Genomic DNA, 17,387 nt, shown 5'->3' on the forward strand with positions numbered 1-17,387 from the left:
GTGATTGGGGGTCGCCGCCTACGAGCCGGGCGCATGTGCTTCCGTCCGGAATCATACTTCCTGGCCGCCGCACCGCTTTTCTTGGAAGCGACGGCGGTACGGCCCTCATGGTGGATTTGCTCATGTCGGGATTGCATCTGAAGGACTTGTCGAAGCGCTTCGGCAATTTCACCGCGGTCGACGATGTCGATCTCACCGTGCCGCACGGCACCTTCGTCTGCATGCTCGGGCCTTCGGGCTGCGGCAAGACCACGCTCCTGCGCATGATCGCGGGGCTGGAGGAACCCTTGGCCGGCGCCATCCTCCTCGACGACGAGGACATGACGCCGGTTCCCACGCACAAGCGCAATCTCGGCATGGTGTTCCAGTCGCTGGCGCTCTTTCCGCATCTGACTGTGGGAGAAAATATAGCCTATCCGCTGCGAATCCGCGGCGTCGACAAGAATGGGCAGAGAAAGCGCGTCGAGGAGCTCCTCGCCCTCGTCCATCTCCCCGGCTATGCCGCCCGCCCGGTATCAAAGCTTTCCGGCGGGCAGCGCCAGCGCGTGGCGATTGCCCGGGCGCTGGCGCTTTCACCACGCCTCTTCCTGCTCGACGAGCCGCTCTCGGCCCTCGACGCCAAGCTGCGCGAGGCGATGCAGGTGGAGCTGCGCCAACTTCAGCAGAAGCTCGGCATCACCACCATCGTGGTGACCCATGACCAGCGCGAGGCCATGACCATGGCCGACCTCGTGGTGGTGATGGGCGAAGGGCGCATCAGGCAGGCGGCGTCTCCGATCGAAATCTACCGCAAGCCGGCCGATGCTTTCGTCGCCGACTTCATCGGCTCGACCAACCTGCTTGAGGTGAAAGCGGACAGAGCCGGCCGTGCCATTACCCTGGGGCAGCCCATCGCCGGCCTCTCGCTGCCCGAAGGGATGGCCAGGGGCCTTGTCTCCATCCGTCCCGAGGATGTGCATCTGGCGGGAAGCGCAAACGGCGCCTTCCGCGGCAAGGTCACCTTCGTCCGAGACCTCGGCGGCACCATCGAAACCTTCGTCGAGGTCGGCGGCACGACGATCGTCGCCGTGACAACGCCTCGCGAGCGCGGCGACATCGAGGCGGGTACCGAGGTCGGGGTAACGCTGCCGGCGGAAAGCTGCGTGGTGCTCAAGCAATGAGACGTGAACCGCCCCGCACGATCGCCGACTACACGCCCCTGGCCTTTCCCGCCATCATGCTGATCATCTTCTTCGTGGTCCCGTTCTCGACCATGATCGCCGTCAGCTTCTTCAGGCGGCAGCAGGGCGGCTTCTATACGCCCGATTTCGTCATCGACAACTACGGGCGCTTCCTGAGCGCCTTCTTCGGCGGGGTACTCGGCTTCTCGCTGATGCTCGCCATCATGGTCGCCGTCATTTGTGTCGCGATAGCCTTCCCCTTCACCTACCTTTTGACCAAGACCTCGCGGCGTGTGCAGATTGTGTGGCTCGTCTGTCTGCTGTCGGTTCTCTCACTCTCGGAGGTCATCATCGGCTTTGCCTGGTCGACGCTCTTTTCGCGCACGGCCGGCATCACCAATCTCCTCGTAGCCGCCGGGTTGATGTCGGAGCCGCAGGCCCTGCTGCCCGGCTTCGGAGCGGTACTGACCGGCATGGTCTACCAGGCGCTGCCCTATACGATCCTGGTCCTCTACCCGGCGCTCGTCCGGCTCGACCCGACACTTCTCGAGGCTGCGCGCACGCTGGGCGCCTCCCCGCTGCGCGGCTTTATCAATATCATCGTGCCGGCGCTCAGGAACACGATCGTCGCCACGCTGATCATGGTCTTCGTCTTCGCGCTCGGCTCCTATCTACTGCCGCAGATCCTTGGGCGACCGCAGCATTGGACGCTGTCGGTGCTCATCACCGACCAGGCGATCTACCAGTCCAACATGCCCTTCGCCGCGGCGATGGCGGTGTTCCTGGTTCTGATCTCGCTGGCGCTGGTGGGGCTGACGCTGCTCGTCGGCGGGCGTCGGGAGGCTACTGCATGATGGATACATTCCTGCACAGGCTCGGCTTTGCCGTCGTTGCGCTTTTTCTGGCGGGGCCGCTGATCATCGTTGCCGGTGTCTCGGTCAACGAGAAGCAGTCGCTGACGTTCCCGCCAGAGGGCTTTTCCATGGCCTGGTACGAGCAGATCTTCACCGATCCAGGCTGGCGTGCCGCGCTCGTCGCCTCGGTCCTTCTCGCCGCGCTCTCGGCGGCGCTCGCCGTCCTGATCGCGCTGCCGCTCTCCTGGTTCTTGTGGCGGCGTATCGCGCCCTGGGCCAACGTTTTTCGCCTGCTCGGCGTCGCCCCGTTCATCCTGCCGCCGGTCATCACAGCGCTCGGCCTGCTCACCTTTTGGGCGACGATCGGCTTCTATGGCCAGCCGTGGACGGCGGTGATCAGCCACGCGATCTTCTTCGTAACGCTGCCGCTGGTCACGCTTTCGCTCGGCTTCTCCTCGATCGACCGTTCATTGGTCGAGGCCGCCGCGACCATGGGCGCAGACGACCGCCTCGTGCTGCGCACGGTGGTCCTGCCGCTGATCCTGCCCTATCTCGTTTCCGGCTATGCCTTCGCCTTCGTGCTGTCGCTCAATGAGTATATCGTGGCTTACATGACCGTCGGCTTCACCATGGAGACACTGCCGATCAAGATCTTCAATGCGCTGCGCTACGGCTATACGCCGACCATGGCCTCGGTCTCGGTGTTCTTCGTGGCGATCGCGGCCGTCGTCTTCGCGCTGATCGCCCGCTTCGGCGACCTGCCACGGCTGCTCGGGGCAATGGCTTCGGACGAAAGCTGATGCGCATCGCCGCGTTCCAGATGAAGGCGGTCGCGGCCGATCAGGCGGCAAATCTCGCCCGTATCGAGAAAGCCGCCCGCGAAGCCTCGGCAGGCGGCGCAGAACTGCTGGTTGCGCCAGAGCTCGCACTGCCAGGTTACGGCTCCGGAGACGACATGCGCAACTTGGCCGAGCCGCCGGGCGGTGAAGTCGTCGCAAAGCTGACCCTGATCTCACTTGAGGTAAGGATAGCCATCCTTGCAGGCTTCGCCGAGGCGGCGGAAGGCTCAACCTATAACAGTGCCGTATTCGCCGATGGAAGGAAGGAGCCGGTGATCTACCGAAAGTCGCACCTCTACGGCGATTACGAGCGCGACCTGTTCGCCGCCGAGCCGCCCTCGGCCTGCATCGTGGAGCATGGTGGCCTCAGGATCGGTATCCTGATCTGCTATGATGTCGAGTTTCCCGAGAACGTCCGCCGGCTGGCACAAGCCGGCGCAGAGCTCGTCGCCGTGCCGACGGCGCTACCTGCCAGCGACCACGCCGAACTGATCGCCCGAAAGATGATCCCCGTCCGTGCCTTCGAGAACCAGGTTTTCGTCGCCTATGCCAACCATTGCGGCGCCGATAACTTATTCTCCTATGCCGGCCTTTCCGCCATTGCAGCACCCGATGGCAACCTGCTTGCGGAGGCTGACGAGACGTCCGAGACACTCCTCTTCGCCGATATCCGGCCGCAGGATTTCGCCGCCTCGGCGGCAGCCAATCCTTACCTGCGTGACCTGCGGCTTTAGGCTTCGATCCTCCTCCCGCGGACATTTCCATGCCAGCCTGACCACGGTCCGATACAGTTCTGGCAGGACCAAAGTACTGGCTCCCCGTCCTTGACGCTGACCTGTTCTCCACCTCTAATATCGGCCGAGTTTCATGAAACTCGTAGGCGAGGAACATTCAGGAGGAGACGTTCATGACGTGGTCGACACCGACGATCCGGGAATATGAATGCGGCATGGAAATCTGCCGCTATGCCCCCGCCGATGACGGCGATCCGCAGTTCTAAGTAGCAGACACACGGCAATCAAAAAGAGAACGTTACCAATGCGCGCTGTCGTGCTTGGCGCGGCAGCGGGCGGCGGCTTTCCGCAATGGAATTGCGGCTGCCGCAATTGCAGGGCCGTCCGTGAAAACGTCGAAGGTTTTCTGCCGCGGACCCAGTCTTCCCTCGCGGTATCGGCGGACGGCAAACGGTGGGCTGTGTTGAACGCCTCTCCGGATATTCGCGAGCAGATCAACCTGACGCCGGCACTGCATCCGACGGGTCTGCGGGCGTCGCCGATAGTCAGCGTCCTCATTACGAACGGCGACCTCGATCATATCGCGGGCCTGCTGACCCTACGGGAAAAGCAGCCGTTCAAGCTCCTCGTCACACGCGAAATTGCCGACATTCTCGCAGCCAACCCGGTTTTCCGTGCGCTCGATGTGGATTGCGTCAAGCAGACATGTGTCGGGCTGGAAGAGGAATTCGAGCTTCTTCCCGATGTGAAGGCGCGACTTTTTGCGGTACCTGGAAAAGTACCGCTCTATGCCGAAACCGGCGAGGTAAAGACGGATATCGAAGGCGAACAGACGGCTGGTGTGGAAATCGGCGGCGATGCGAAGGCCTATTACATCCCCGGCTGCGCCAAGATGACCCGGCAGTTGGCCGAGCGGGTCGCCGGCGCACCGCTGGTCTTCTTCGACGGCACTGTCTGGCGCGAGGATGAAATGCAGCGCGCCGGCGTCGGCGAGAAGACAGGCGCCCGGATGGGACATATGTCCATGAGCGGTCCGCTGGGCTCGATCGAGGCCTTTGCCGGGCTTGGGGTGGAGCGGAAGGTCTACGTCCATATCAACAACACCAATCCCGTGCTCGACCCGGCTTCGGCCGAGCGAAAGGCGGCCGAAGAGGCCGGCTGGGAAATCGGTTACGATCAGATGGAGTTGAGCTGGTGACACAGCAGCCGGTCAGACTGTCCCGCGAGGATTTCGAGGCGCGCCTGCGCCGCATCGGCGAGGAGCGCTATCACGACCGGCACCCCTTCCATCACCGGCTTCATTCCGGGCAGTGCACGCCCGACCAGGTGCGAGCCTGGGTGATCAACCGCTATATGTATCAAAGCCGCATCCCGATGAAGGACGCCGCGCTGTTGTCGCGCTGCGAGGATCCGGCGCTGCGGCGTATCTGGCGCTCGCGCATCGAGGACCACGACGGCAGTGCGGAACGCCCTGGCGGGATTGAGCGCTGGCTGAAGCTCGCCGCCGCCGTCGGGCTCGACCGCGACTATGTCGCCTCTGCCGTCGGCGTGCTTCCGGCGACACGGTTTGCTGTCGAGGCTTACATCCGCTTCGTTCGCGAGCGTAGCCTGCTCGAGGCGATCGCCTCCTCGCTGACGGAGCTTTTCGCGCCCAGGATCCACATCGAGCGCATCGCCGGGCTGCTCGAGCATTACGACTTCGCCAACGAGGACAGCATCAGCTATTTCCGCAACAGGCTCGACGAGGCGCCGAAGGACGTCGCCTTCGGGCTCACCTATGTGCTCGACCATGCCACCACCGCCGAAAAGCAGGAGGCGGCCGCGGCGGCGCTGACATTCAAGACCGATGTGCTCTGGGCCATGCTGGACGCGCTCTATTCGGCCTATGTAGAGCCGGGGCGCATCCCACCCGGCGCCTGGCGCCCCGGAGAGGGGCTGCACGAATGACCACAGAGATCCCGGAAACAGCCCGACCGCGTCTTCTGAAGGGCGTGCGCACTCGCTTCGACAAAGCGCGCGACACATGGTTGCTGCTTGCGCCGGAACGCACACTGGAGCTTGACGCTGTGGCGGCCGCGATCCTCGCCGAGGTCGACGGCGAGCGCAGCTTCGGCGAAGTGATCGACGTCTTGATGGCCAAATATGATGCGCCAAGAGAGAGGATTTCAGCGGATGTCAGGACATTCCTGTCATCGCTGGTGGAGCGACGGATGCTGGAGATCGATGTGCCATGACACAGGTTTCCGCAACGCGGGCAGGCCGGCGAATCCAGGTGCCGATGGCAATGCTTGCCGAGCTGACGCATCGCTGTCCCCTCGCCTGCCCTTACTGTTCCAACCCGGTCGATCTGGTGCGCCGCTCCGGAGAGCTTTCCACACAGGAATGGGTGGATGTCTTCCGGCAAGCCGCCGATCTGGGCGTGCTGCATCTGCATCTTTCCGGCGGCGAGCCGGCGGCCCGGCATGATCTCGAGGAACTTGTTGCCGCCTCGACGGGCGCCGAGCTCTATTCCAACCTGATCACGTCCGGCGTCGGCCTCACCGAGGCGCGGCTGGAAAAGCTTGCCGCAAACGGGCTCGACCACGTGCAGCTTTCGCTGCAGGGTGTCGATCATGAAACCGCCGATCTCTATGGCGGCTACAAGGGCGGCTTCGACAGGAAGATCGCCGTTGCCGGATGGACCGTGAAGCTCGGACTTCCGCTGACCATCAATGCGGTCATGCACCGACACAACCTGTCGACGCTCGATCTGATGATCGATCTCGCGGTCGATCTCGGCGCCCGCCGGCTCGAAGTGGCGACGGTTCAGTTTCACGGCTGGGCGGAAAAGAACAAGGCAGCGCTGATGCCGACGCGCGAGCAGGTCCAAAAAGCTGGAGAGACCGTTCACGCGGGACGACGGCGGCTGAAGGGCGTGCTCGTCATCGACTATGTACCCGCCGATTATTACGCCACCTATCCGAAGGCCTGCATGGGCGGGTGGGCGAGCACGAGCCTGAACATTGCCCCGGACGGGCAGGTTCTGCCCTGCCACGCGGCGCCGACCATCCCGTGGCTGACATTCGACAATGTGCACGAGCGTCCGCTGAAGGATATCTGGATGCACAGCGATGCCTTCAACGCCTTCCGCGGTGATGAGTGGATGCAGGAACCATGCCGGTCTTGCGCGCGCAAGGCGGTCGATTTCGGCGGATGCCGGTGCCAGGCGATGGCGCTCGCCGGCGATGCCGCCGCCACCGACCCTGCCTGCTCGAAATCGACGCTCCACGCGGACCTCCTGGCTGCCGCGGAGGCGGCATCCAGCACGCGGGACGCCGATCTGACCTACCGCCGGATGCCTACGCTGAAACAGCCCCTGCGCACCCATGACGCCTAGGTTCCGGTACGGATATACCCGGTGTTGCCGGCCGGGACAGGGCTACACGAACTTCCGGAACAGCCGCGTCCTGTCGAAGAGTTCTTCCAACTCGTTCATGCGCGCGCGCGTCGTCTCCCAGGTATGGGTCTCGATTGCCGCTATCAGCGCCTCGGCGATGAACAGGATGACGGCGGTGGAGTCCCACGCCGAGGGCACTTCGATACGTGCGTGGAAGCGGTGGGCGGCGTGGCGGGCGGCGGGCGAGCCCCATTGGTCGGTGAAGAGTACAATAGTCACGTCGCGCGCCCGCGCCATCTCGGCAAGGCGCAGGATGTCGTGCTCGTAGCGGCGGATGTCGAAGGCCACGAGGATATCGCCCGGCCGCATGTTGAGCACGTAGTGCGGCCAGCTATTGGAATTGGAGGCGATCTGGGTAACGCCGGGGCGGATGACCTGCATGTGGGTGAAGAAGTGGTCCGCCATGGAGCGGGTGATGCGCCCGCCCACCACATGCACGTTGCGCGACTGGTCGGAAAGAAGCTCCGCCACCGCGTCGAAGGTGCGCTTGTCGATCTGGTTCAGCGTCTGGCGGATATTCTCCGTCACAGCGTCTGCGAAGCGGCTCAGGAGGTGACCTTCCAGCGCGTTCTCGGCCCATTGGTCATGTTTGGCGATAGGGCTGGATATGGTCGCCTGCAACTCCGCCCGAAGGGTCGCCTGCATTTCGGGAAAGCCACCGAAGCCAAGCTTCTTGGCCATGCGCACGACGGTGGGCGTCGATACGCCCGCCGACTCAGCCACCGTGGTGATGCTCTCCAGCCCGAGCATCGGGTAGTTGTCGACGAGCGCGTTGGCGAGCTGCCTCTCGGCGCGCGTCAACGTGTCAAACGCGCCGCGCAAGCGCTCGACCACCGTTTTCCCGTTCGGTCCGTCCATTCCCTGCGATCCCTCCGCCTTCTGCTGCCGACCAAATTGGCAATTGCGCAAAATTTAGACATTTACGAAGAGCCTGTAACAAAAATTTCAGAATTAATCTTGACCGCGCAGATAGATATGAAAAGATATTTTCTGTTTCGGCAAGAGGGGCCGCACTGGTGGGCAGGCAAGTGGGACGAGAAGGAGCCGGGGAAGCGGGGGTCGTGGAGACGATCAACGCCGAAGGCGCGGGGCCGGTGGTGCTGGCCTGCGAGCATGCCTCCAACATTGTTCCAGCGGAATTCACCGATCTCGGCTTGGGCGCGGAAGCGCTGGAAAGCCACATCGCCTGGGATCCCGGTGCCCGCGCCGTGGCACTTCGGCTGTCCGCGCTTCTCGATGCACCCCTTGTTGCCCAGCGTGTCTCGCGCCTCGTCTACGACTGCAACCGCCCGCCGCACTCGGCGGACGCCATGCCGGCGCAGAGCGAGACCTACACAATTCCCGGCAATGCCGGTCTGACCGCGGCCGAGCGCACACGTCGCGCCGAGCTCTACTACGAGCCGTTTCGTGCTGCCCTTGCTGCCTGCCTGGATGCACGCCTCGCGGGGACGACCGCACCGGCGCTCGTGACGATCCATTCCTTCACGCCTGTCTATTTCGGTGTCCCGCGCGATGTCGGCCTCGGCATATTGCACGACCGCGACCGCCGCCTGGCCGACATACTCCTGACCTCGCTTACGGGCGAAAGCGGCTGGATCGTGCGGCGCAACGAGCCCTACGGGCCCGAGGATGGCGTGACGCACACGCTGGCCGACCAGGCTCTGCCGCGCGGCCTCGACAACGTGATGATCGAAATCCGCAACGACCTGATCGCCGACGCGGCGGGACAGGAGAAGGTCGCCCGCCTCCTTGCGCGGCACTTGCAAAAGGCGCTTGCCGCGCCGACCGGCGAAATGGTGGCGAAATGAGTGGGACGATGAACCAAGCGGACGGCATCACCAGAAACCAGCGGGTGGGCTGCCATGCCTGATATCGTGCGCCGCTATGTCAGTCTCATCGACCGCGTGAACAGCGTCGTCGGCCTCTTCGCCATGTATCTGATCGTGGCGATGATCGGCATCCTGCTCTACTCGTCGATCATGAAGGCGGTCACCATCCCGCCGCTGTGGACCCTGGAAATGGCGCAGTTCGTCATGGCCGCCTATTACATGCTCGGCGGTGGCTGGTCGCTGCAGAACGACGCCCACGTGCGCATGGACCTCCTCTATTCGCGCTGGAGGCCGCGCACTCGCGCGATGATCGACACCGTCACCATCCTGTTCCTCATCTTCTATCTTGGCGTCATGCTCTATGGCGGCTTCTCCTCGACCGCCTATGCAATCCGCTACGGCGAGACGAGCTACTCGTCATGGTCGCCCTACATGGCGCCGGTCAAGATCATCATGTGCATCGGCATCGCGCTGATGCTTCTTCAGGCTTTCGCCCAGTTCTTCCGCGACTTGGCACAAGCGCGCGGGGAGGAACTGCCGTGAGCTACGAGATGACCGCCATTCTCATGTTCTCGGGCATGATGGGCCTGCTTTTGACCGGGCAGCGCGTCTTCGGCGCCATCGGTTTCATCGCCGTCGCTTTCGCGCTTCTATTGTGGGGAACCGGCGGCTCGGAGATCGCCTTCTCCTCGGCCATGAAGCTGATGAAGTGGTACGCGCTGCTGACGCTCCCGCTCTTCATCTACATGGGCTACATGCTGTCGGAGTCGGGCATCGCCGACGACCTCTACAAGATGTTCCACGTCTGGTTCGGCCCGGTGCGCGGCGGCCTTGCCATCGGCACCATCGCCCTCATGGTCGTCATCTCGGCCATGAACGGACTTTCCGTCGCCGGTATGGCCATCGGCGCCACAATCGCGCTGCCGGAACTCCTGCGTCGCGGCTACGACAAGGTGATGGTGACGGGCGTCATCCAGGCGGGCTCCTCCCTCGGCATTCTGGTGCCGCCCAGCGTGGTATTGGTGCTCTATGCCATGATCGCGCGCCAGCCGGTGGGGCAATTGTGGCTTGCCGGCGTCTTCCCCGGTCTCTTGATGGCAGGGCTGTTCATCCTCTATATCGCCATCCGCTGCTGGCTTCAGCCCAACCTCGGCCCCGTGCTTTCCGCCGAAGAGCGCCGCATTCCGTGGAGCGTTAAGCTCAGCCTGTTGTCGGCTGGCATCCTGCCCTTCTTCATCTTCATGGCCATGACGGGCCTTTTCGTTATGGGCTATACGAGCCTGGTGGAAAGCTCGGCCATCGGCGCCGTCTCGGCCACGCTCGCTGCCGCCATCCGCGGCAGGCTCACCCGTGCCGTCTTCCACACCACGGTGAGGAAGACGCTCGCCATCTCCTGCATGTTCATGTGGATCATCGTCGCGGCGCTCTGCTTCGGCGCCATCTTCGATGGGCTCGGCGCGGTCAGGGCCATCGAGAACTTCTTCCTGGAGCAGCTCGGCCTGTCGCCTTGGGAGGTGCTGATCCTGATGCAGCTCTCCTACCTCATCATGGGCATGTTCCTGGACGACACGGCCATGCTGGTCATCGTCGCGCCGCTCTACATCCCGCTGGTCAAGATGCTTGGCTTCGATCTCATCTGGTACGGCGTGCTCTACACCATCACCTGCCAGATCGCGTACATGACGCCGCCTTTCGGCTACAACCTCTTCCTCATGCGCGCCATGGCTCCCCCTGAGGTGAGCCTGGGGGATATCTACCGATCGATCATACCCTTCGTGGCGGTGATGATCCTTGCGCTCGTCATGGTCATGGCGTTCCCGCAGATCGCGCTGTGGCTGCCCCAGCACTACTACATCCGCTGACGGAGGTGACGGAATGGAGGAGGCAAGAAAAGCGGCACGAAACCGAAAAGCAACCAGAGGAGAACAAGACATGCAAAACCGAAGGCAATTCCTGAAGAAGGCGGGCCTGACGACCGCCGCCGCCGGCTCGGCCACGCTGGCCGCACCATACGTAAAGGCCCAGTCGCCCATCCGCTGGCGCCTGCAAACCTATGCCGGCCCGGCGCTCGCCGAACATGTTATCAAGCCCGCCATCGACGCCTTCAACAAGGCGGCGAACGGCGAGATGGAGATCGAGCTTTACTATGCCGACCAGCTCGTGCCGACGGGCGAGCTTTTCCGGGCCATGCAGAACGGCACCATCGATGCCGTGCAGTCGGACGACGACTCCATGGCCGCACCCGTGGATGTTTCGGTCTTCGGCGGTTACTTCCCCTTCGCCACCCGCTATTCGCTGGACGTGCAGGCGCTGTTCTACAAGTACGGGCTGGCCGAGATCTGGGAAGAGGCCTACGGCGAGGTGGAGAACGTCACCTGGCTTTCGGCCGGCTCGTGGGATCCCTGCCACTTCAATACCAAGGATCCGATCAACAGCCTGGAAGATCTGAAAGGCAAGCGCGTCTTCACCTTCCCGACGGCGGGGCGCTTCCTGTCACGCTTCGGGGTGGTACCGGTGACACTGCCTTGGGAGGATGTCGAGGTGGCCGTACAGACCGGCGAACTCGACGGCATCGCCTGGTCCGGCATCACCGAGGATTATACGGTCGGCTGGGCCGATGTGACCCCCTACTTCCTGACCAACAACATCTGCGGCGCCTGGATCGGCTCCTTCTTCGCCAATTCGGAGCGCTGGAACGAGGTGCCGGACCATCTGAAGGAGCTCTTCCGCCTGACGATGGATTCCTCGCACTATTACCGGCTCCACTGGTACTGGGCCGGCGAGGCGGATCTGCGGGTCAACGGTCCCAAAATGGAACTCACCACCATCCCCGACGCCGAGTGGGCGACGGTCGAGGAGGAAGCGGAAAAGTTCTGGGACGAGATCGCCGCCGAGGGTGGACGTCGCGAGCGGGTGGTGAAGATCCTGCGCGAGTATCGCGAGGTCATGCGCAAGGCCGGCCCACCCTACCGCTACGGCTGACGCCACAATGGCCGATAGCTCGGACCCGGGATACTCGTCCCGGGTTCGAGGCCCAGCCGCATAACGCTACAACAGGACAAGTTGAATGGCGGGAAAACTGACACTGGAAGATCTGGAAGCCGCGGCGGCCTCGGGCGAGATCGACACCGTGCTTGTTGCGCTTGTCGACATGCAGGGCCGCCTCATGGGCAAGCGCTTCCATATCGACTTCTTCCTCGAAAGCGCGTTCGAGGAGACGCATAGCTGCAACTATCTGCTCGCCACGGACCTGGAAATGTTCACGGTCGAAGGCTACCGCGCGACGAGTTGGGCCGCCGGCTATGGTGACTACACCATGAAGCCCGACCTTTCGACGCTGCGCCGCATTCCCTGGCTGGAAGGCACGGCGCTGGTGATCTGCGACGTGCTCGACCACCATACCCATGCGGAGGTCGCGCATTCCCCGCGCGCCGTCCTGAAGAAACAGGTCGCGCGGCTGGAAGCCCTGGGTATGAAGGCCATGATGGCCTCGGAGCTGGAGTTCTTCCTGTTCCGCGACAGCTTTGAGGAGGTGCATGCGAAAGGCTATCGCGGCCTGGAGCGCATCAGCACCTACAACGAGGACTACCACATCTTCCAGACCACCAAGGAAGAGGCGGTCATGCGGGCGATCCGCAACGGGCTCAACGGCGCCGACGTTCCGGTGGAGAATTCCAAGGGCGAGGCCGACGCCGGCCAGGAAGAGATCAACGTCCGCTACACGGACGCGCTGACCATGGCCGACCGGCATGCCATCGTGAAGAACGGCTGCAAGGAGATCGCCTGGAAGAACGGCCGTGCCGTCAGCTTCATGGCGAAATGGGACGATAAAGCCGCCGGCAACTCGTCCCATATCCACCAGTCGCTCTGGTCGCTGGAGGGCAAGCCGCTCTTCTACGATCCCGATGCCGAACATGGCATGTCGGAGACGATGCGGCACTATCTCGCCGGCCTCCTCGCCCATGCGGGCGAGATCACCTATTTCCTGGCGCCGTACATCAACTCCTACAAACGCTTCGCCCCTGGAACCTTCGCGCCGACGAAGGCGATCTGGTCCATGGACAACCGCACGGCCGGCTACCGTGTGTGCGGCGCCGACACGAAGGCGGTACGGGCGGAATGCCGCGTTGGCGGCGCCGACCTGAACCCGCACCTGGCCTTTGCCGCGCTGATTGCCGCCGGTATGGACGGCATCGAGAACAAACTCGCGCTGGAGCCGGCATTCGTCGGCGACGCCTACCATGGGCACAATATCCGCGAGATACCGTCGACGTTGCGCGACGCGACGACGGCCCTGGACGGCTCCAAAATGCTGCGCGAGGCGTTCGGTGACGGGGTGATCGATCACTATGTCCACGCAGCCCGCTGGGAACAGACCGAATTCGACCGCCGCGTGACCGATTGGGAAGTCAGGCGCGGTTTTGAAAGAGCATGACATGACACAGACACTGAAATGCATCTCGCCCATAGACGGCTCCGTCTATGCCGAGCGACCGGTAATGCCCGCCGACAAGGCGGCGGGCCGCCTCGCCAAGGCGCGTCAGGCGCAGAAGGCGTGGGCGCGCCGGCCACTCGAGGAGCGGATTTCGCTCGTCAAGGCGGGTGTGGCGCGCCTCAACGAGATGGCCGACGAGGTGGTGCCGGAGCTTGCCTGGCAAATGGGCCGGCCGGTGCGCTATGGCGGCGAGTTCGGCGGCGTCAACGAGCGCGCCAATTACATGGCCTCCATTGCCGCGCGCGCGCTCGCGCCCATCGAGATCGAGAATTCGGATCTTTTCAGCCGCACCATCAGGCGCGAGCCGCACGGCGTGGTCCTCGTCATCGCGCCGTGGAACTATCCCTATATGACGGCCATCAACACGGTCGTCCCGGCGCTGATCGCCGGCAATGCGGTGGCGATCAAACACGCGACGCAGACCCTGCTCGTCGGCGAGCGCATCGTGCGCGCCTTCCATGAGGCGGGGGTGCCCGAGGATGTCTTCATCAACCTTTTCCTCGACCACGCGGGCACCGAGGCGCTGATCGCCGCCGGCCATTTCGGCTTTGTCAATTTCACCGGCTCCGTTGGCGGCGGGCAGGCCATCGAGCGCGCGGCGGCCGGCACCTTCACCGGGCTCGGGCTTGAACTCGGCGGCAAGGACCCGGCCTATGTGATGGAGGATGCCGACGTCGACTGGGCGGTCGATGTGCTGATGGACGGCGCCATGTACAATGCCGGCCAGTGCTGCTGTGGCATCGAGCGGCTCTACGTGGCCTCTCCGCTCTTCGATATCTTTGTGGAGAAATCGGTCGCCTGGGTGGAGAAGCTGAAGCTTGGCAACCCGCTTGACCAGGAGACCACCATCGGCCCGATGGCCAACCGGCGCTTTGCCGATGAGGTGCGTGGCCAGACGCGGGACGCGGTGGCGCAGGGCGCGCGGGCCCTTATCGACCCAAGGCTTTTCCCGCAGGATGACGGCGGCACTTACCTCATGCCGCAGATCCTCGTCGACGTGAACCATCAGATGCGCGTCATGCGCGACGAGAGCTTCGGTCCCGTCGCCGGCATCATGCCGGTGAAGGACGATGCGGAGGCGTTGGCGCTGATGAACGATAGCCCCTATGGGCTGACCGCCTCATTGTGGACGGCCGATCCCGAGCGGGCCGAGCGCCTCGGCGCGGAGATCGAAACGGGCACCGTCTTCATGAATCGTGCCGACTATCTGGACCCGGCGCTCTGCTGGACCGGCTGCAAGAACACCGGCCGCGGCGGAGCATTGTCGGAGATCGGCTACCACAACCTCACCCGCCCCAAATCCTACCACCTGAGGAAGCGTCAAGCATGAGTGTCTCCGTCAACTGGTCCTATCCGACATCCATCCGCTTCGGCGCGGGCCGCATCACGGAACTGGCGGACGCCTGCAAGGCGGCCAGCATGGAACGCCCGCTCCTCGTCACGGACCGAGGGCTGGCGCCCTTGCCAATCACCGGGAAGGCGCTCGACATACTGGAGGAAGCGGGTCTTGGCCGAGCCATCTTCTCCGAAGTCGACCCGAACCCGAACGACAAGAACCTCGCCGCCGGCATCATCGCTTATCATGCCGGCGGACATGACGGCGTCGTCGCCTTCGGTGGCGGCTCCGGCCTCGATCTCGGCAAGCTTATCGCCTTCATGGCCGGTCAGACGCGGCCTGTCTGGGATTTCGAGGATATCGGCGACTGGTGGACGCGGGCGGATGCCACGAAGATTGCATCCATCGTCGCGGTGCCGACCACCGCCGGCACAGGCTCTGAGGTCGGTCGGGCCGGCGTTTTGACCAATTCCGAAACCCACGTGAAGAAGATCATCTTCCATCCGAAGATGCTGCCCGCGGTCACCATCTGCGATCCGGAGTTGACCGTCGGCATGCCGAAGGCGATCACGGTCGGCACCGGCATGGACGCCTTCGCCCACTGCTTGGAGGCTTATTCCTCATCCTTCTATCACCCAATGAGCCAGGGCATCGCGCTCGAAGGCATGCGGCTCGTCAAGGAGAACCTGCCCAAGGTCGCGGCCGATCCGGGCGATCTCGATGCCCGCGGCCACATGATGTCTGCCGCCGCCATGGGCGCGGTGGCTTTCCAGAAGGGCCTCGGCGCCATCCACGCGCTCTCACACCCCGTCGGCGCTCTCTACAACACCCACCACGGCATGACCAACGCCATCGTCATGCCGCCGGTGCTCCGTTTCAACCGCCCGGCCATCGAGGCGCGTGTTGCGGAGGCGGCCGCCTATATGGGTGTTTCCGGCGGCTTCGACGGCTTCTACGATTTCGTGCTCAGCCTGCGCTCCGAGCTCGGTGTGCCGGACAAGCTATCCGCGCTCGGCGTGGAGCGCGACCGCATCGATGAGATGGTGGAAATGGCGCTGGTCGACCCTACGGCGGGAGGCAATCCCGTGCCGATGGACAGGAAGAACACCCGCGCCCTCTACGAGGAAACTATATAAGGTTTCCCGGAAATTTCTGTCGGCCAATGCTCGTTACTCGCCGCGCGGGAAGCGCTTGGCCTCTTCCAGCACGTTCAGGTCCATATGGTTGCGCATGTAGCGTTCCGACGCACGCTGCAGGGGCTCGTAGTCCCAAGGGTAGTAGGCACCGTGACGTAGCGCTTCGTAGACCACGCGGCGGCGCGCCTGGCTTGCCCGCACCTCGGCATCGAAGCGGCCAAGGTCCCAACGCTCGCTTGCCGCTTTCCTCATCGCGGCCAGTACGGCAGCATGGGCAGGGTCGGCTGCAAGGTTGGCGCGCTCGTGTGGGTCTTCGTCAAGATCGAAGAGTTGCGGGGGATCGAGCTCGCAGAGCGCGAGCTTGTAACGGCCCTCACGCAGGCCCACCAGAGGCGCATAGGAGCCCTCTCCCGCATATTCCATCGGCACCGGGCCGCGACGGCGCGCACCCGATGCGACCCCTACGAGGCTTTCGCCGTCCGTCCAGGGCAGCACCTCGTCGAGATCCACGACGGCAAGCTCAGCGAGCGTCGGCACCGCATCGAGGGTGGAGACGGGCGCATCCACGCGGCCGGCCGCAAGCCCCGGCGCCGCTATCATCAGCGGTACGCGGGCCGAGCCCTCCAGAAAGCTCATCTTGAACCACAAGCCGCGCTCGCCCAGCATATCGCCATGGTCGGACAGGAAGACGATGATGGTATTGTCTTCCTGGCGGGTGCGCGCCAGGACATCGAGGATTTCGCCGATCTTCTCGTCAAGATAGGAAATATTGGCGAAATAGGCCCGGCGGGAGCGGCGTACGTCCTCCCGGGTGATGTTGTAGGCCCTGTAGTCGCTTGCCAGCATCAGCCGCTGCGAATGCGGATCCTGTTCCTCGAATGGGATGGGTGGGACGGCAGGATCGAGAGCAGGGCAGTCGGCGTAAAGATCCCAGAAGCGCCGCCGCGCGACATAAGGGTCGTGTGGGTGGGTGAAGCTGACGGTCAGGCACCACGGGCGTTCGTCATGCCCGCGCGCCAAGTCGTAAAGCTTTCGCGTGGCATTATAGGCAACCTCGTCGTCGTATTCGAGCTGATTGGTGATCTCGGCGACGCCGGCGCCGGTGACGGAGCCGAGGTTGTGATACCACCAGTCGATGCGTTCGCCGGGGCGCGTATAGTCCGGCGTCCAGCCGAAGTCCGCCGGGTAGATGTCCGTCGTCAGCCGCTCCTCGTAGCCGTGGAGCTGGTCCGGCCCGACGAAATGCATCTTGCCTGAGAGACAGGTGTGATAGCCGGCACGGCGCAGATGATGCGCGTAAGTCGGGATGTCGGAGGTGAACTCAGCGGCGTTGTCATAGACCCGAGTGCGCGAGGGAAGCTGACCGGACATGAACGAAGCGCGCCCCGGCGCACAAAGCGGACTTGCCGTGTAGGTGTTGACGAAACGCGCCGACCGTGCGGCAAGGGCGGAAAGGTTCGGCGTGTGCAGGAAGGCTGCCGGGCCGTCCGGGAAGAGTGTCCCGTTCAGCTGGTCGACCATCAAGACGAGGATATTCGGGCGCTGCATATGTGTTGGACTCTCGCAAG

18 protein-coding genes are annotated in these 17,387 nt (G+C 63.7%); 16 read left to right on the top strand and 2 right to left on the bottom strand.

Annotated features, from left to right (window positions below):
- Nucleotides 1-122: 122 nt before the first annotated feature.
- The 9 genes from GM910_RS07205 (at nt 123) to pqqE (ending at nt 6,963) form a co-directional block, all read left to right on the top strand.
- Nucleotides 123-1,160: an ABC transporter ATP-binding protein gene (locus GM910_RS07205; RefSeq protein WP_159586841.1), complete on the top strand. Its 1,038-nt coding sequence runs from the start codon at nt 123-125 to the stop codon at nt 1,158-1,160.
- The gene (locus tag GM910_RS07210; protein WP_159586842.1) at nt 1,157-2,014 is read left to right on the top strand and encodes an ABC transporter permease; all 858 of its coding nucleotides are present in this window, start codon (nt 1,157-1,159) and stop codon (nt 2,012-2,014) included. The genes GM910_RS07205 and GM910_RS07210 overlap by 4 nt, the downstream gene beginning before the upstream one ends.
- The gene (locus tag GM910_RS07215; RefSeq protein ID WP_159586889.1) at nt 2,014-2,814 is read left to right on the top strand and encodes an ABC transporter permease; all 801 of its coding nucleotides are present in this window, start codon (nt 2,014-2,016) and stop codon (nt 2,812-2,814) included. The genes GM910_RS07210 and GM910_RS07215 overlap by 1 nt, the downstream gene beginning before the upstream one ends.
- Nucleotides 2,814-3,587, top strand: a complete 774-nt coding sequence (locus tag GM910_RS07220) for a carbon-nitrogen hydrolase family protein (protein WP_159586843.1) — start codon at nt 2,814-2,816, stop codon at nt 3,585-3,587. Before GM910_RS07215 ends, GM910_RS07220 begins: the two co-directional genes overlap by 1 nt.
- Nucleotides 3,588-3,760: 173 nt before the next feature.
- A complete protein-coding gene (gene pqqA / locus GM910_RS07225; RefSeq protein WP_159586844.1) occupies nt 3,761-3,853 on the top strand; it encodes a pyrroloquinoline quinone precursor peptide PqqA in 93 nt (30 codons plus the stop codon).
- A gap of 38 nt (nt 3,854-3,891) precedes the next feature.
- Nucleotides 3,892-4,785, top strand: a complete 894-nt coding sequence (gene pqqB, locus GM910_RS07230; RefSeq protein ID WP_159586845.1) for a pyrroloquinoline quinone biosynthesis protein PqqB — start codon at nt 3,892-3,894, stop codon at nt 4,783-4,785.
- Nucleotides 4,782-5,534, top strand: a complete 753-nt coding sequence (gene pqqC, locus GM910_RS07235) for a pyrroloquinoline-quinone synthase PqqC (protein ID WP_159586846.1) — start codon at nt 4,782-4,784, stop codon at nt 5,532-5,534. Before pqqB ends, pqqC begins: the two co-directional genes overlap by 4 nt.
- On the top strand, nt 5,531-5,821 hold the full coding sequence (pqqD, locus tag GM910_RS07240; RefSeq protein WP_159586847.1) for a pyrroloquinoline quinone biosynthesis peptide chaperone PqqD: 291 nt from the start codon (nt 5,531-5,533) through the stop codon (nt 5,819-5,821). The genes pqqC and pqqD overlap by 4 nt, the downstream gene beginning before the upstream one ends.
- On the top strand, nt 5,818-6,963 hold the full coding sequence (gene pqqE, locus GM910_RS07245; RefSeq protein ID WP_159586848.1) for a pyrroloquinoline quinone biosynthesis protein PqqE: 1,146 nt from the start codon (nt 5,818-5,820) through the stop codon (nt 6,961-6,963). Before pqqD ends, pqqE begins: the two co-directional genes overlap by 4 nt.
- Before the next feature lie 42 nt (nt 6,964-7,005).
- On the opposite strand, the gene GM910_RS07250 is transcribed toward pqqE, so the two are convergent.
- Nucleotides 7,006-7,881: a MurR/RpiR family transcriptional regulator gene (locus GM910_RS07250; protein WP_159586849.1), complete on the bottom strand. Its 876-nt coding sequence runs from the start codon at nt 7,879-7,881 to the stop codon at nt 7,006-7,008.
- 203 nt (nt 7,882-8,084) lie between these two features.
- Here GM910_RS07250 and GM910_RS07255 point away from each other — a divergent pair, with 203 nt between their 5' ends.
- From GM910_RS07255 to GM910_RS07285, 7 genes are all read left to right on the top strand, one after another.
- Nucleotides 8,085-8,831 (top strand): N-formylglutamate amidohydrolase, encoded by a 747-nt coding sequence (locus GM910_RS07255; RefSeq protein ID WP_246225896.1) that lies wholly within the window; start codon nt 8,085-8,087, stop codon nt 8,829-8,831.
- Nucleotides 8,832-8,885: 54 nt separating this feature from the next.
- Nucleotides 8,886-9,395, top strand: coding sequence for a TRAP transporter small permease subunit (locus GM910_RS07260; protein ID WP_159586851.1), 510 nt, complete (start codon nt 8,886-8,888; stop codon nt 9,393-9,395).
- Nucleotides 9,392-10,714 carry a TRAP transporter large permease gene (locus GM910_RS07265; protein ID WP_159586852.1) on the top strand — a complete coding sequence of 441 codons (1,323 nt, stop codon included), beginning with the start codon at nt 9,392-9,394 and terminating at the stop codon, nt 10,712-10,714. The genes GM910_RS07260 and GM910_RS07265 overlap by 4 nt, the downstream gene beginning before the upstream one ends.
- A 70-nt stretch (nt 10,715-10,784) precedes the next feature.
- On the top strand, nt 10,785-11,834 hold the full coding sequence (locus GM910_RS07270; protein ID WP_159586853.1) for a TRAP transporter substrate-binding protein: 1,050 nt from the start codon (nt 10,785-10,787) through the stop codon (nt 11,832-11,834).
- 85 nt (nt 11,835-11,919) lie between these two features.
- Nucleotides 11,920-13,287, top strand: a complete 1,368-nt coding sequence (locus tag GM910_RS07275; RefSeq protein ID WP_159586854.1) for a glutamine synthetase family protein — start codon at nt 11,920-11,922, stop codon at nt 13,285-13,287.
- 1 nt (nt 13,288) lies between these two features.
- Entirely contained in the window at nt 13,289-14,677 is a 1,389-nt protein-coding gene (locus GM910_RS07280; RefSeq protein WP_159586855.1) for an aldehyde dehydrogenase family protein, read from the top strand.
- Nucleotides 14,674-15,819 carry an iron-containing alcohol dehydrogenase gene (locus GM910_RS07285; protein ID WP_159586856.1) on the top strand — a complete coding sequence of 382 codons (1,146 nt, stop codon included), beginning with the start codon at nt 14,674-14,676 and terminating at the stop codon, nt 15,817-15,819. The genes GM910_RS07280 and GM910_RS07285 overlap by 4 nt, the downstream gene beginning before the upstream one ends.
- A gap of 33 nt (nt 15,820-15,852) precedes the next feature.
- Here GM910_RS07285 and betC read toward each other — a convergent pair whose 3' ends face one another.
- Nucleotides 15,853-17,367: a choline-sulfatase gene (gene betC / locus GM910_RS07290; RefSeq protein ID WP_159586857.1), complete on the bottom strand. Its 1,515-nt coding sequence runs from the start codon at nt 17,365-17,367 to the stop codon at nt 15,853-15,855.
- Between the last annotated feature and the right edge of the window lie 20 nt (nt 17,368-17,387).

Source organism: Chelativorans xinjiangensis, from assembly GCF_009812055.1.
Lineage (GTDB): Bacteria > Pseudomonadota > Alphaproteobacteria > Rhizobiales > Rhizobiaceae > Chelativorans > Chelativorans xinjiangense.